This is a genomic window from Mesorhizobium sp. J428 (assembly GCF_024699925.1).
In the GTDB taxonomy this organism is placed as follows: domain Bacteria; phylum Pseudomonadota; class Alphaproteobacteria; order Rhizobiales; family Rhizobiaceae; genus Mesorhizobium_A.
This window is the reverse complement of the sequence record NZ_JAJOMX010000001.1, coordinates 2,711,799-2,726,187: the sequence shown is the minus strand read 5'-3', so window position 1 is coordinate 2,726,187 and position 14,389 is coordinate 2,711,799. Positions and strand designations below refer to the sequence as shown.

Genomic DNA, 14,389 nt, shown 5'->3' with positions numbered 1-14,389 from the left:
AAGTGTCCAGCGGGCAGCCGGCATTGGCCGAAGCCCCCCTCACCCAGCCTCCGCTTCGCTCGGCCACCCTCTCCCCGAGGGGAGAGGAGGTGATCCAGCGTCGGCGCCAGCTTTCGGTGGAAATCGGCCGCAGCGCCGACAGCCCTCCTCTCCCCTCGGGGAGAGGGTGGCCGAGCGAAGCGGAGGCCGGGTGAGGGGGTGTTGCCATCCGCATCTCACCCCATCCCATGCCGGTCGTTGGACGAATACCGGCCGGTCACATAGTGCTCCAGCTGCCGCTCGATATCCCCCAGCAGCGCCGAGGCCCCCAGCCGGAACAAGTCCGGCTGCAGCCAGGCGTCGCCGAGTTCCTCCTTCATCAGGATCAGCCAGGCGAGCGCGTCCTTGGCGGCGCGGATGCCGCCGGCGGGCTTGAAGCCGACATGCACGCCGCCGGTGAACTCCAGATAGTCGCGGATGGCGCGGCACATGACGAGGCTCACCGGCAGCGTCGCGTTCACAGCCTCCGTGCCGGTCGAGGTCTTGATGAAGTCCGCGCCCGCCTGCATTGCCACCATCGAGGCCTTGTAGACGTTTGTCAGCGTCTTCAATTCGCCGGTGGCCAGGATCGCCTTCAGGTGCGCCTCGCCGCAGGCCTCGCGCATCTGCGCGACCTCGTCGTAGAGCGCCGCCCACTCGCCGTTCAGCACATGCGCGCGGGTGATGACGATGTCGATCTCGCCCGCCCCTTCGCCCACCGCGTAGCGGATCTCCTCCAGCCGCTGCTTCAGCGGCGTCAGCCCGGTCGGGAAGCCGGTGGCGACGGAGGCGACCGGAATGCCCGATCCCTCCAGCGCCTTCACGGCCGTGGGCACCATCGTCGGGTAGACGCAGACCGCGCCCGTCGTCAGGCGCCGGCCGGTCAGCCCCAGCGCCTCGACCAGGTCGTCGCGCAGCGGGTGGCGCGCCTTGGCGCAGAGTCGTTTCACGCGGCCGGGCGTGTCGTCGCCGGCAAGCGTGGTGAGGTCGATCACCTCGATGGCACGGATCAGCCATGCCGCCTGCCAGGCCTTTTTTACCGTGCGCCGCGTGGTCAGCGTCGCGGCGCGGCGCTCGGCGGCCGACAGGTTGACGTCCATCGCCTCGAACCATTCGGCCTTCAGCGGCGTGCCGTCGTTGCGCGGACGCAGATTGGACAGGTGGACGGGCGCCGCGCCCGACGCCACCGCATGCTCCGTCTTGGCGTTCATCAGAACCCTCCGATCGCCTCGCGCAGGATCGCCGCAAGCCGTGCTCCTCCGAGCGGCGCCATATCCTTGGTTTCCTGGTGCGAGAGTTCGCCGCCGGTCATTCCGGCCGCGAGATTGGTGATCACCGAACAGGCCGCTACGCGCAGGCCGAGAAACCGCGCGAGGATGACTTCGGGAACGGTGGACATGCCCACGGCATTGGCGCCGACGATGCGCGCCATGCGGATCTCGGCCGGCGTCTCGAAGGACGGACCGGAAAACCACATGTAGACGCCCTTGTGCAGCGGCGTGCCGGTCTTCTGCGCCGCAGCCTCGAGCGCCGCACGCATGTCGGCGTCATAGGCCTGCGTCAGGCCGACGAAACGCCTGTCGGTCGGCTCGCCGAACAGCGGGTTCGAGCCGGAGAAATTGATGTGGTCGGTGATGAGCATCACCGAGCCCGGCCCCATGTCGGGCTCCAGCGAGCCGGCGGCATTGGTCAGCATCAGCGTCTCGACGCCGATGCCCTGCAGCACCTCCAGTGCCGGACGCATCGCGCCCGCATTGCCGTGCTCGTAATAATGCGCCCGGCCGGCCATCATGATCACCGGCGTGCCGTTAAAGTCGCCGGCCACCAGCTCGCCGGCATGACCGGTCACGCCGCTCTTCGGAAAGCCCGGCAGCTCGCCGTAGGAGATGCGCACCGCGTCCTTGACCTCGTTCACGAGGCCGCCGAGCCCGGAGCCCAGCACGAGGGCGACCTTGGGCGCGCGGCCGGCAAGGCGTTCGACCAGGATATCGACGGCATTGGTCATTTCAGGATCTCGCCGGAGAAGCCGAGAGGCAGAATATCGCCCATCGTGAGGGTTTCGACCACCCCGTTCTGGTCGCACAGGTGCAGCCGCGTCGACGGCCGCGAAAACTCCGCCAATCGCTGGCGGCAGCCGCCGCAGGGCGTGATGCGGTCCATGCGCTCGGCCACCACCGCGATGTCGGTGATCTCGCCGCCGCCGTCCATGACGTAATGGCCAAGTGCCGTCGTCTCGGCGCACCAGCCCTCGGGATAGGATGCGTTCTCGATGTTTGCGCCGGCGTAGACGCGCCCATCCGCGGTGCGCAGCGCCGCACCCACCGGAAAGTGCGAATAGGGCGCGTGCGCTTTCGCCATCGCGGCGCGGGCGGCGAGGAAGAGCTCGTCGGTGACGGCCATGTCAGCGTTCCTTGACGTATGCGACGCCGCCCGCCTTGGGAGGCACCGCCTTGCCGATGAAGCCGGCCAGCAGGATCACCGTCAGTATATAGGGCAGCGCCTGCATCAGCTGCACCGGCACCTGCCCGATCACCGGGAAGGCAGTGCCCTGGAAACGGATGCCGAAGGCTTCGAGGAAGCCGAACAGAAGGCAGGCGAACATTGCCGGCACCGGCTTCCACTTGGCGAAGATAAGTGCTGCGAGCGCGATGAAGCCGCGGCCCGCGGTCATGTCCTTGACGAAGCCGGGGCTCTGCGCCAGCGACAGATAGGCGCCCGCGAGGCCCGTCAGCAGGCCGCAGACGATCACGGCGCGATAGCGCAGCCATGCCACCGACACGCCGGCTGTGTCCACCGCCGCCGGGTTTTCGCCGACCGCGCGCAGGCGGAGCCCGAAGCGGGTGCGGAACAGCACCCACCAGGTCAGCGGGACCATCAGGAAGGCGATGTAGACGAGCACGGAGTGGCCCGAGATCAGCTCGTAATAGATCGGCCCGATGATCGGCACCTCCCGCAGCGCGTTCGCGAACGGCAGGGTAATCGGGTCGAAGCGCGCATCGCCGGTGAGCTGCGGCGTGCGGCCGCCTTCCTTGAACCAGGCCTGGCCGAGCAGGATCGTGGCGCCCGCGACGACGAAGTTGATTGCGACGCCGGAGACGATCTGGTTGCCGCGGTTGGTGATCGCGGCGAAGCCGTGCACCAGCGCGAAGAAGACGGCGGCGAGCAGCGCCGCCCCCACGCCCAGCCACGCCGACCCCGTTACGGCGGCAGCCGAGGCCCCGGCAAAGGCGCCGGCCAGCATCTTGCCCTCCAGGCCGATGTCGAACACGCCCGACCGCTCGGAATAAAGGCCCGCCAGGCAGGCCAGCAGCAGCGGCACCGACAGGCGGATCGTCAGGTCGAGCAGCGAGATGAGGACGTCGATGAACATGTCAGGCGTCTCCCGCCGCTTTGGGCCTCAGCCCCATACTCGATGGTTTCAGCGAAGCGAACACCGCCTGCACCGCCGGCCGGAACATGTGCTCCAGCGCACCAGCGAAGAAGATCACCAGACCCATGATGACGACGATCATCTCGCGGGTGATGTTGGGCATCTCGAAGGCGATCTCGGCGCCGCCCTGGTAGAGCATGCCGAACAGGATCGCGGCGAGGATGATGCCGACCGGGTGCGACCGGCCCATCAGCGCCACAGCGATGCCGACGAAGCCGGCGCCGCCGACGAAGCCTAGCTGCATGCGGTCCTGCGCGCCCATGATCGGGTTCAGCGCCATCAGGCCGGCGAGGCCGGCCGAGATCAGCATCGTCACGATGATGATGCGCTTCTCGCCGATGCCGGCATAGCGCGCGGCCTTCGGGCTGTGGCCCATTGTGCGGATCTCATAGCCGAGACGGCTGCGCCAGATCAGCACCCACACGCCGAAGGCGGCGATCAGGGAGACGAAGAAAGTGATGTTCAGCGGCGTGCGCCGTGCCGCGATGCCGAGCGCACCGAGCAGTGGCTCCAGGCTCGGAATGTTGGCGCCTTCGAGGAACACGCGCGTCTCCGGCGCCTGCTGGCCGGGCGCCTTGAAGACGTTCACCAGCAGGTAGACCATGAGGCTGGCGGCGATGAAGTTGAACATGATCGTCGTGATGACGATGTGGCTGCCGCGATAGGCCTGCAGCCAGGCCGGGATCAGCGCCCAGGCCGCGCCGAACAGCGCCGCGGCCACGATAGCGATCGGATAGGTGATCCACCACGGCAGGACGGAATCGAAGGCGAGGCAGACGATGGCCACGCCGACACCTGCCACTGACGCCTGCCCCTCTCCGCCGATGTTGAAGAGGCCGGCATGGAAGGCGACCGCCACCGCCAGTCCGGTGAAGATAAAATTCGTCGCATAGTAGAGCGTGTAGCCGATGCCGCGGCCGCTGCCGAACGCGCCCTTGAGCATCAGCTGCACCGCCTCGAACGGGCTCTCGCCGACGAGCAGTACCACGAGTCCGGCGACGAAGAAGGCGACGATCAGGTTGATCAGTGGAAGCAGGCCGTAGTCGGCCCAGCCTGGGAGCTTGGCATACGGGGTGCTCATGGCAGGGCCTCGATCAAGGAACGCGTATCGGTGATCTGCGCATACTCGTTCTCAAGTATCGCGAGCGTGAGCGCATGCACGTCCTCGGCCGGCCAATGGCGGCCGCGCCGGTCGGTGCGATCGACGCTGGCGACGGCGTCCTCGGGAATGACCACCTCGAAGCCAAGGTTTCCCGCCATGCGCACGGTGGCCTCGATGGAGTTCTCCAGAAGCACGCCGGTCATCACCAGCTGGCGCACGTCGAGTTCGTCGAGAACGTCCATCAGGTCGGTGCCGATGAAGGCGCTGTTGGTGCGCTTGTCGACAACCGGCTCGCCGGGCAGCGGCGCCACTTCGGCCTTGAAATCGTTCCCGGGACTGCCCGGGCGATAGGGCGAGGAGAGATTGGTCGAGTCGTGGCGGATATGGACCACCGGCAGGTGGCGCGCGCGCCATGCCTGCAGCAGGTCTGCGATCCTGTCCTCCATCTCGGGCTGGCCGCGCCGGCCCCAGACCGGATCGTCGATCGCGTTCTGCACATCGATCACGAGCAAAGCCGGCGTGCTCATTCCGCCGCCTCCTTCTGCTCGACACCCGCCATCAGCAGGCCGAGCTCGCCTTCGGTCGCGTCCGGCCCGCGCTCGCCGACGACGCGGCCGTCGAACATCACCAGAATGCGGTCTGAGAGCGAGCGGATCTCGTCCAGTTCGACCGAAACCAGCAGCACCGCCTTGCCGGCGTCGCGCATCGCGATCAGGCGCTTGTGGATGAACTCGATCGCGCCAACGTCGACGCCCCGCGTCGGCTGGCCGACGATCAGCACGCCCGGGTCCTGCTCCATCTCGCGCGCGAGCACGATCTTCTGCTGGTTGCCGCCGGAAAAATTCGCGGTCTTCAAATGCGGGTCACCGGGACGGATGTCGTATTTCGCGATCTTGTCGCGGGCATCCGCCTCCACCGCCTTGAGGTCGAGGAACGGGCCTTTGCCGTATTCGGCATCGTTGTGATAGCCGAGGATCGAGTTCTCGTATTCCTCGAAGGGCAGGATCAGGCCCATGTGGTGCCGGTCCTCCGGCACGTGGGCGAGGCCGCGCCGGCGCAGGTCCGCCGGGTCGGCCGCACCCATGACGTCGACCGGCCGGCCATCGAGCGTGACCGATCCCGAGACCGCCTTGCGGATGCCGGCGATCGTCTCGATCAGCTCCGATTGGCCGTTGCCCGCAACGCCAGCGATGCCGACGATCTCGCCGCCGCGCACGTCGAAGGACACGTCCTTGACCATGGTGACGCCGCGCGAATCCTTGACGGTGAGGTTGCGCACCGACAGTTTCACCTCGCCCGGCTTCGCCTCGCCCTTCTCGACATGCAGCAGCACGCGGCGGCCGACCATCAGCTCGGCCAGTTCCTCCACGGTCGTCTCGGACGTCTTCCGCGTCGCGACCATCTGGCCCTGCCGCATGACGGAGACGTTGTCGGTGACGGCCATGATCTCGCGCAGCTTGTGCGTGATCAGGATGACCGTCTTGCCCTCATCCTTCAACCTGCGCAGGATGCGGAACAGATGGTCGGCCTCGGCCGGCGTCAGCACGCCGGTCGGTTCGTCGAGAATGAGGATTTCTGCGCCGCGATAGAGCGCCTTGAGGATTTCGACGCGCTGCTGCAGGCCGACGGCGAGTTCCTCGATCACCGCGTCCGGATCGACCTCGAGCCCGTATTCCTCTTCCAGCCGGTGCAGTTCGCCCCGCGCCTTGGCAATGCCCTTGTTGAGGAGCGCGGCGCCTTCGGCGCCGAGGATGATGTTCTCCAGCACGGTGAAGGTCTCGACCAGCATGAAGTGCTGGTGGACCATGCCGATGCCGTGTGCGATCGCTTCGTTGGGCGTCTTGATCGCAGCCGGCTTGCCGCCGATGCGTATCTCGCCCGAATCGGCCTGGTAGAATCCGTAGAGGATCGACATCAGCGTCGACTTGCCGGCGCCGTTCTCGCCGATGATGCCGTGGATGGTGCCTTTTTCCACCGTGAGTTGGATGTCGCGGTTGGCCCGAACAGCGCCGAAGCTCTTGTTGATGCCGACCAGTTCGATCGCCGCGTCCGCCATACGCCGTCCCGTTCCGACGCCGGGTCCCGCCGGCTTTTTATCGTTTGGTCAAATCCCTAGCATGCGGCGGGTTTCGATGCCAAGAACCCGCTGGAACTATGCCCAGGACGCAGTCTCGACAAAACGGGCTGTCATTGTCAATTTCGAAACAGCGAGCGCGGAGAGCCATCTGTCATGTCACGGGAAAAGGACGAGCGCCTCACCTCGCTTGAAGTGCTCGCCGCCGAGCAGGAGCGGACGATCCAGGAACTCTCCGCCGAGATCGGCAAAGCCTGGAAGACCATCGACGACCTGACCCGCCGCCTCGACGCCATGTCGCTGCGCCTGACGGGACTGGAAGAGGCGACCGCCCCGGAGATCCCGGTGACCAGGCCGCCGCACTGGTGAGCGCGGTCAGCTTGCCGCTTTGTCGAGTGCCTCTGCCATTCTCGCACGCCAGTCGGCACCCTTGGACTTGAATTTCTGAATGGTCGCGGAATCCAGGCGAAGGGTGACGGCCTCCTTCGGGCTCTCGATACGCGGCCGGCCGCGAGACCGCTGCAATGTTTCGTACAGGTCAGGCATGGCTTCTCGGAATGGTCTTGCCTGCCGCAGTTCCTCTTCCGTCGGTTCCGGGCTGTCGACTGCGTCCCAATCTTCCTTGCTGTAGCCGCGACCGGGCTGGAATTCCTTCAGGAGTTTGATCTTCTTCGTCATATCAGCTTCCTTTCCTTGGCACCGGCGGGTCGCATCGACATCACCGACAGCGCCTCGCGTCCGAGCGGTCGGAAGACCACGGAGATCTTGTGGCCTTCGAGATACCCCACCGCCATCCATCGTTCGTGCTTGGCGGGAATAACCGTTGACGTCTCGAAGAACATTTCGGTCAGCGCGGCGAAATCCAGGCCGTGCTTGTCGAGATTGGCGATCCGCTTCGGCTCGTCCCAGAGTATCTCCATTTCAATTCCGTACACGAAAAAACACCCCGAGTCATCAACTCGATGTATGGTTGACCCGGCACTTGGGAATATTGTCCTTCCGCGGCGAATCCCCTAACCTCTCGCCATGCCCATTGTCTCCCCGATCAAACCCCCGAACCCGCTGGTGGACGGCCGACAGTCCGAGCGCGCCATGCTGGTCAGGCGCGGCGTGCAGCGGCTGTTCTGGGAGATGGGCGCGACGCTTTTGCCGGAACTGTGCCTGGTGACGGGCCGTCGCGCCGACCTCGTCGCGCTGATGAAGAACGGCGACGTCTGGATCATCGAGGTGAAATCCTCGATCGAGGATTTCCGCGTCGACCGCAAATGGCCGGAATATCGCTTGTTCTGCGACCGTTTCTTCTTCGCCACGCACCCGGACGTGCCGGCCGAAATCTTCCCCGACGAATGCGGCTTCATCCTCTCCGACGGCTACGGCGCCGAAATCCTGCGCGAGGCACCGGAACACCGCCTCGCCGCCCCGACGCGCAAGGCGCTGACGCTGCGCATGGCCCGCACGGGTGCGGCGCGCCTGATGGCGGCGGAGATGGCCGGTATTGCGATCGAGCCGGTGGACGGCGAGAGCGAGTAGCGACGGCTGGTCGTCATCCTCGGGCTTGTCCCGAGGGTCTACTGGCCTCTCAAGACTGGCACACATCGTTGAGGCGGATACTTGCCAACGTCGGTAGATGCTCGGGACAAACCCGAGCATGACGGCGGTGGAGGAGCCTACATCCTCCCATACCGCCGCATGACCTCCACCAGTTCCTCATGCGGCAGCGCGATCGACGTCGCGCCGTCGCGGCCGACCATCGTGTGGTTGGCAACCATCGAATCGACGATCGCCTCCTCTGTCGCCTCGACCACGCCCTCATAGAGCGGATCGATGTCGGCGTTGGAGAGTTCGACCATCCGCCTCAGCGTGCCCCTCGGCGCCGCATAGCCCTCCGCATTGGCCGTCGAGAAGGCGAGGAAGATGTCGCCGGAGGAATCGTGGCCGAGTGCGCCGGTGCGGGCCATGCCGAGCGCGACGCGACGGGCGAGCTTCTTCGCCTGGCGCCCTGCGATCGGCGCATCGGTGGCAACCACGACGATGATCGAGCCGGCCGGCTTGCCGCGCAGCAGATCGTGTCCGATATGCTTGCCGACCGGCACCCCAAGAATGGTGCATTCGTGCCGGCGGCCGAAGTTCGACTGGACGAAGACGCCGACGGTATATGTCTCTCCAGCCGCCGTCACCCGCCGCGACGACGAGCCGGAGCCGCCCTTGAAGTCGTAGCAGATCATGCCCGTGCCGCCGCCCACCGAACCCTGTTCGAGCGGGCCGGACGCCGCGGAGTCGAGCGCCTCGAACACATGCTCGTTGGTCACATGGAAGCCGTTGATGTCGTTCAGGTCGCCATCGAATGTCTCGGCCGCCACCGGCAGGCCCCAGGAATCGGAGATGCCGCCGAGGCGCGGATAGAGCCAGCGGATCGTCGCGTCGCGCGCGACGCCGCAGGAATGGGTGTTGGTGATCGTCACCGGCATGTCGAGCTCGCCGGATTCCTCGACCCAGATCGTGCCGGTCATCTCGCCATTGCCGTTCAGCGACCAGAAACCGGCAGCGCAGGGGATGTTCAGGCCGGCCTTGCCGCGCGGCAGGATGGCGGTCACGCCGGTGCGCACCGGTCCCTGGCCGACCACCAGCGGCCCGTCGCCCCGGATGATGGTCGAATAGCCGACCTCCACGCCGGCAACGTCGGTGATCGCGTTGAGCGGCCCCGGCTCTCCGGGGAAAGGTAGGCCGAGCCCACGCGCGCGGACGAGGCCGGAGGGGGTGCGGAGCCAGTGAGGGCTGATGGGCGCGGTCATGCGTTGAGTAGCGCAGATTCTCAGGCCTTGCTGCAAGCACCATTGCGGCAGACACCGGGCGGGGCCCGGTGCCTGCGGCACCTCCCGCCGCTCGAAGCCTTTCGTCATGCCACCGGCATGACGAATTCGCCTGCGGCCAACCGGCTTCTCTCACCGCGGCGCCCGCTTCGCCAGTATCCGCTGCAGCGTCCGCCGGTGCATGTTCAGCCGCCGTGCCGTCTCCGACACATTGCGGTCGCACATCTCGTAGACGCGCTGGATGTGTTCCCAGCGCACCCGGTCGGCCGACATCGGGTTCTCGGGCGGTGCGATCGGCTCGGAGCCGGTGCGGGTCAGCGCGGCCACCACGTCGTCGGCGTCGGCCGGCTTCGACAGGTAGTCGATGGCGCCCAGCTTCACGGCGGTGACAGCGGTGGCGATGTTGCCGTAGCCGGTGAGGATCACGGTGCGGGAATCTGCCCGCTTCTCGCGGATCGCGGCGACGACGTCGAGTCCGTTGCCATCGCCCAGCCGCATGTCCACCACCGCATAGGCAGGCGGACGCGCCTTGGCCTTGGCGACGGCTTCCTCGACGCTCTCGGCGGTCTCGACCGCGAAGCCGCGGCCTTCCATCGCGCGCGCAAGCCGGGTGAGGAACGGCTTGTCGTCATCGACGATAAGGAGGCTTGCATCCTCGCCTGGAGCCAACGCCGGTTGTATCGTGTCTGCCGTCATGGCGCCCTATCCCTTTTCCCTGCTTCTTCTTGTCGCACTATAGGCGACACGCGGCTCATAATCCAAGCATTGCGCCGGCTTCAAGAAGCGATCTTCGCAGGTTCTTCGGGCGCATCGCGCAGAAACACGTCGCGCGGCCATACAACTTCTACCAGAGCACCCTTGCCGCTCTCGCTCGCATTGCGGAACGAGACCGTCGCGCCGGAGCGCTCCAGCAGCGTGTTGGCGATGAACAGGCCAAGCCCCAGACCGCCGCCCGACTGGCCGTCCGCCGCACCGCCGCCGGGCCGCGTGGTCATGTAGGGCTCGCCGATCCGGTCGAGCACCTCGGCCTGGAAGCCCGGACCATCGTCAATGATGATGAGGCTGATGCTGGACTGGTTCCAGCCCCAACGGATCGTCACCGTCTCGCGGGCGAAGTCGACGGCGTTCTCCACCAGGTTGCCGAGGCCGTAGATGACGCCCGGATTGCGCCGGCCGACCGGCTCCGGCCCGGTTTTTTCTCCCGCCTCGAGCTGGATTCGGATGCCGAAGTCGCGGTGCGGCGCGATCACCTCCTCGATCAGCGAGGAGAGCGGCAGCCGCGCCATGTGCTCCTCCGAGGTGGAGGAAAGGCTGGTCAGCCGCTTCAGGATCTCGCGGCAGCGCTCGCTCTGGGTCCTGAGCAGCGTCACGTCCTCGGCAAATTTCGGGTCGCTGCCCAGCGCGCGCTCCATCTCGCGGGCGACGAGCGCAATTGTGGCGAGGGGGGTGCCGAGCTCATGTGCGGCGGCCGCGGCCAGCCCGTCGAGTGCGGAAAGATGCTGCTCGCGCTGCAGCACCAGCTCGGTCGCCGTCAGCGCATTGGCGAGCTGGCGCGCCTCCTCGGCGACGCGCCAGGCGTAGACGGCGGTGAAGACGATGGTCGAGACCACCGCGATCCACAGGCCCGCGACATAGATGAACGGGATCGGGAACTCGGCGTTCGGATACCAGGGCAGCGGCAGATGGAAGAAGGCCAGCACCGTCGTCGCCAGGATGGCGATGACGCCCAGGCCCGTGGTGAGCTGGAGCGGCAGCGATGTCGCCGAGACGACGACCGGGACGGCGATCAGCACGGCGAAGGGGTTCGTCATGCCGCCGGTCATGTAGAGCAGGCCGGAAAGCTGCAGCGTGTCGAAGAGCAGGATGCCCATCGCCGCGCTCGGCTCCAGCCGGTGCGTCGAGGGATAGCGGAAGGCGAGCAGCAGGTTCAGCCAGGCCGAGCAGGCGATGAGCGCGAAGCAGAGGCCGACCGGAAGCGGGAATCCCATCCAGTAGGCGACGACCATCACCGCTGCGCTCTGGCCCGCGACCGCCAGCCAGCGCAGCCGGATCAGCGTGTTGAGGCGCAGGCGGCGGGAAAGTTGCGGGTCCGGGGCACGCAGGTCGAGCAGCATCGCGCTCTTATGCGCCCGCGCGCCCGCCGGGCCAAGGGCCTCGATATGTCGTCGTCGGGAAGATTGTTCCTCCCTCCATCGATGGCGCCAAGCACCCCCTCACCGGCCCTTCGGGCCACCTCTCCCCCCTGCCCGGGGGAGAGGAGACGCCAATCGCCGACGCTGCCACTCCTCGCCCCCATGAAATGGGGGAGAGGTGGATCGGGCGAAGCCCGAGACGGTGAGGGGGTCCTGGCGCCGGCGAGACCAAAAACCGCCCCGCTCACGTCCCGCGCGGCTTGGCCCGCGCGGTGGGCGCGGCCTGGCGCGGGTCTTCCGGCCAGACATGCTTGGGATAGCGGCCGCGCATGTCGGAGCGCACGTCGGCCCAGGAGCCGCGCCAGAAGCCCGGCAGGTCGCGCGTTGTCTGGATCGGCCGATGCGCCGGCGACAGAAGCTCCAGCGTCAGCGGCACCGTGCCGCCGGCGATCGAGGGATGCGCGTCCAGTCCGAACAGCTCCTGCACTCGCACCGCCAGCACCGGTCCCTCCTCCTCGTAGCGGATCGGCAAGCTGTTGCCGGTCGGCACAGTGAAGTGGGTCGGCGCAAGCTCGGCCACCTTGCGCTGGAGATCGTATGGCACCAGCGACATCAGCCCTTCCGTCAGCACCGACGGAGCGATGCGCGACAGCGACGCAGCACCCGGCAGATAGGGCAGCAGCCAGTCGTCCAGCCGCGCCACCAGCGCCTCGTCCGACACCTCCGGCCAGGGCGCGCCCAGACCCTTGTACAGCCAAGCCAGCCGACGCCGCAGCACCTCGGCGGATTTCTCCCACGGCAGGATCGCGAGCCCATTCTCGCGCACCGCCTCGACCACGGCACGGTCGGCGTCGACGCCGGTCGGTGCCGGTAATGGGCGCTCGCCAAGCTGGATCGCGCCCAGCGTCACCGCCTCGCGCACCCTGACGGCGCGCTTCTCCGGATCGAAGGACGCCTCGATCCGCCGCGCAATCCGGTCGCCGAGCGCGGCGCGGATCTCCTCTTCCGTCACCGCAGCCGCGGCCACGATCCGCGCATTTTGCGCCTTGCCCTGCAGGTCGGCCACGACGAGGAACGGCGCCTTCGCCAGCGGATCGGTCTCCTCGACCATGGCACCGCGCCCGTTGGCCAGCACGAACCGCCCCAGTGCCCCGCGCGCCTTAGCCACACGGTCGGGCCAGGCGAAGAGGAGGAGCGCGCCGAGGGAGAGAGGCTGCCCCTCACCCTTACCCTCTCCCCGTAAAGGACGGGGAGAGGGGCCCGCGGACGTTTGCGGTGCCGGTATCGACGCCGGAGCTGCCTCCTTCTCCCCGTCATGACGGGGAGAAGTGCCCGGCAGGGCGATGAGGGGCAGCGCCGACTTCGCCAGCCTTCGCGCCAGCCCCCGCGCATTCTCCGCCCTTGGCGAACGATCCCGCCGGAACCCCTCCAGCCGCCGCTCCAGATCGACGCTCGGCCCGCCCAGCCCGCGCTCGGTCAGCAGCATCGCGATTTCCGCTGCCGCCTGTGCCTCGCCGGACTTCGCCGCCTCCGCCACCATGTGCGCCAGTCGCACCGGCAGCGCCAGGCCGCGCATCGCCTTGCCGGTATCGGTCAGCCGCCCCTCGCCGTCGATCGCGCCGAGTTCGCGCAACAGGGCGCGCGCTTCCTCCAGTGCCGGCTTCGGCGGCGGGTCGAGGAAGGCGAGCGTCGAAACGTCCGCGACGCCAAAGGCGGCGGCGTCCAGCACCAGGCCGGACAGGTCCGCTTCAAGGATTTCGGGCGGCGTGAAGGCCGGCAGCGACGCCGTCTGCTCGGCACGCCATAGCCGGATGGCGACGCCCGGCTGCGTGCGGCCTGCGCGGCCGGCGCGCTGGTCGGCCGAGGCGCGCGAGACCCGCACCGTCTCCAGCCGCGTCAGGCCGGTCGCCGGCTCGTATTTCGGCAGCCGCGACAGGCCGCTGTCGACCACCACGCGCACGCCGTCGATGGTCAGCGACGTTTCCGCGATCGAAGTGGCGAGCACGATCTTGCGCCGCCCCGCCGGCGCCGGGCGGATCGCGGCGTCCTGCGTGCGCGCATCGAGATTGCCGAACAGCGGCACCACGTCGGCATTGGCCGGGATGCGGCCCTCCAGCCGTTCGGCAGTGCGCTCGATCTCGCGCTGGCCGGGCAGAAAGGCGAGCACCGACCCCTCCTCCTTCGCCAGCGCACCACGGATCGCGCGGGCCATCGCGTCCTCCACCGGCTCGTCCGGCCCGCGCTCCTCGTGGCGGATGTCGACCGGAAAACTGCGCCCCTCACTCTCGATCACCGGCGCGTCGCCCAGCAGCGACGCCACCCGCGCGCCGTCGATGGTGGCCGACATCACCAGCAGCCTGAGATCCGGCCGCAGCGCGCCCTGCACGTCCAGCGCCAGCGCCAGGCCGAAATCGCCGTCGAGCGAACGCTCGTGGAATTCGTCGAACAGCACGGCGGCGATACCCGTCAGCTCCGGATCGTCGAGGATCATCCGCGCCAGCACGCCCTCGGTGACGACCAGAATGCGCGTCTTCGGCCCGACCTTGCTCTCCATGCGCATCGCATAGCCGACCGTGCCGCCCGGCTCCTCGCCCAGCAGCTCGGCCATGCGCCGCGCCGCGGCGCGGGCGGCGATGCGGCGCGGCTCCAAAAGCAGGATTTTTCCATCGCCGCGCCACGGCTCGTCCAGCAGGGCCAGCGGCACCAGCGTCGTCTTGCCGGCGCCGGGCGGTGCGACCAGCACGGCCGACGAACGCTCGCGCAAGGCCGCGAGCAGACCGGGCAGCGCCTCGGTGACGGGAAGCTTCGGCAGGTCGCGCATCG

Annotated in this window: 15 protein-coding genes; 2 read left to right on the top strand and 13 right to left on the bottom strand. The window is 67.8% G+C overall.

Features of this window, described 5'->3' with window-relative positions; translation table 11 throughout:
- Window positions 1-215: 215 nt before the first annotated feature.
- Genes deoC through LRS09_RS13745 form a run of 7 tightly spaced genes read right to left on the bottom strand, consistent with a single transcriptional unit; the run spans window position 216 to window position 6,606 of the window.
- Window positions 216-1,229, bottom strand: a complete 1,014-nt coding sequence (gene deoC, locus LRS09_RS13775; RefSeq protein ID WP_374684839.1) for a deoxyribose-phosphate aldolase — start codon at window positions 1,227-1,229, stop codon at window positions 216-218.
- Entirely contained in the window at window positions 1,229-2,023 is a 795-nt protein-coding gene (locus tag LRS09_RS13770) for a purine-nucleoside phosphorylase (protein ID WP_257807341.1), read from the bottom strand. Before LRS09_RS13770 ends, deoC begins: the two co-directional genes overlap by 1 nt.
- Window positions 2,020-2,418, bottom strand: a complete 399-nt coding sequence (gene cdd, locus LRS09_RS13765) for a cytidine deaminase (RefSeq protein ID WP_257807340.1) — start codon at window positions 2,416-2,418, stop codon at window positions 2,020-2,022. Before cdd ends, LRS09_RS13770 begins: the two co-directional genes overlap by 4 nt.
- Window position 2,419: 1 nt before the next feature.
- Entirely contained in the window at window positions 2,420-3,388 is a 969-nt protein-coding gene (locus LRS09_RS13760; RefSeq protein WP_257807339.1) for an ABC transporter permease, read from the bottom strand.
- A gap of 1 nt (window position 3,389) precedes the next feature.
- A complete protein-coding gene (locus tag LRS09_RS13755; protein WP_257807338.1) occupies window positions 3,390-4,529 on the bottom strand; it encodes an ABC transporter permease in 1,140 nt (379 codons plus the stop codon).
- Window positions 4,526-5,077 carry a cysteine hydrolase family protein gene (locus LRS09_RS13750; RefSeq protein WP_257807336.1) on the bottom strand — a complete coding sequence of 184 codons (552 nt, stop codon included), beginning with the start codon at window positions 5,075-5,077 and terminating at the stop codon, window positions 4,526-4,528. Before LRS09_RS13750 ends, LRS09_RS13755 begins: the two co-directional genes overlap by 4 nt.
- Complete coding sequence (locus LRS09_RS13745; protein WP_257807334.1) at window positions 5,074-6,606, bottom strand: ABC transporter ATP-binding protein; 1,533 nt, start codon at window positions 6,604-6,606, stop codon at window positions 5,074-5,076. Before LRS09_RS13745 ends, LRS09_RS13750 begins: the two co-directional genes overlap by 4 nt.
- Window positions 6,607-6,780: 174 nt before the next feature.
- Here LRS09_RS13745 and LRS09_RS13740 point away from each other — a divergent pair, with 174 nt between their 5' ends.
- On the top strand, window positions 6,781-6,993 hold the full coding sequence (locus LRS09_RS13740) for a SlyX family protein (protein ID WP_257807331.1): 213 nt from the start codon (window positions 6,781-6,783) through the stop codon (window positions 6,991-6,993).
- Window positions 6,994-6,999: 6 nt separating this feature from the next.
- Here LRS09_RS13740 and LRS09_RS13735 read toward each other — a convergent pair whose 3' ends face one another.
- Entirely contained in the window at window positions 7,000-7,302 is a 303-nt protein-coding gene (locus LRS09_RS13735; protein WP_257807329.1) for a BrnA antitoxin family protein, read from the bottom strand.
- A complete protein-coding gene (locus LRS09_RS13730; protein WP_257807328.1) occupies window positions 7,299-7,544 on the bottom strand; it encodes a BrnT family toxin in 246 nt (81 codons plus the stop codon). The genes LRS09_RS13735 and LRS09_RS13730 overlap by 4 nt, the downstream gene beginning before the upstream one ends.
- Window positions 7,545-7,650: 106 nt before the next feature.
- Here LRS09_RS13730 and LRS09_RS13725 point away from each other — a divergent pair, with 106 nt between their 5' ends.
- Complete coding sequence (locus tag LRS09_RS13725; protein ID WP_257807327.1) at window positions 7,651-8,154, top strand: MmcB family DNA repair protein; 504 nt, start codon at window positions 7,651-7,653, stop codon at window positions 8,152-8,154.
- A gap of 137 nt (window positions 8,155-8,291) precedes the next feature.
- Here LRS09_RS13725 and LRS09_RS13720 read toward each other — a convergent pair whose 3' ends face one another.
- The 4 genes from LRS09_RS13720 to hrpB form a co-directional block, all read right to left on the bottom strand.
- Entirely contained in the window at window positions 8,292-9,416 is a 1,125-nt protein-coding gene (locus LRS09_RS13720) for a P1 family peptidase (protein ID WP_257807325.1), read from the bottom strand.
- A gap of 150 nt (window positions 9,417-9,566) precedes the next feature.
- Window positions 9,567-10,130 (bottom strand): ActR/PrrA/RegA family redox response regulator transcription factor, encoded by a 564-nt coding sequence (locus tag LRS09_RS13715; protein WP_257807324.1) that lies wholly within the window; start codon window positions 10,128-10,130, stop codon window positions 9,567-9,569.
- A gap of 80 nt (window positions 10,131-10,210) precedes the next feature.
- Complete coding sequence (locus LRS09_RS13710; RefSeq protein ID WP_257807323.1) at window positions 10,211-11,548, bottom strand: ActS/PrrB/RegB family redox-sensitive histidine kinase; 1,338 nt, start codon at window positions 11,546-11,548, stop codon at window positions 10,211-10,213.
- A 262-nt stretch (window positions 11,549-11,810) separates the two neighbouring features.
- Window positions 11,811-14,387, bottom strand: coding sequence for an ATP-dependent helicase HrpB (gene hrpB, locus LRS09_RS13705; RefSeq protein ID WP_257810189.1), 2,577 nt, complete (start codon window positions 14,385-14,387; stop codon window positions 11,811-11,813).
- Window positions 14,388-14,389: the final 2 nt, after the last annotated feature.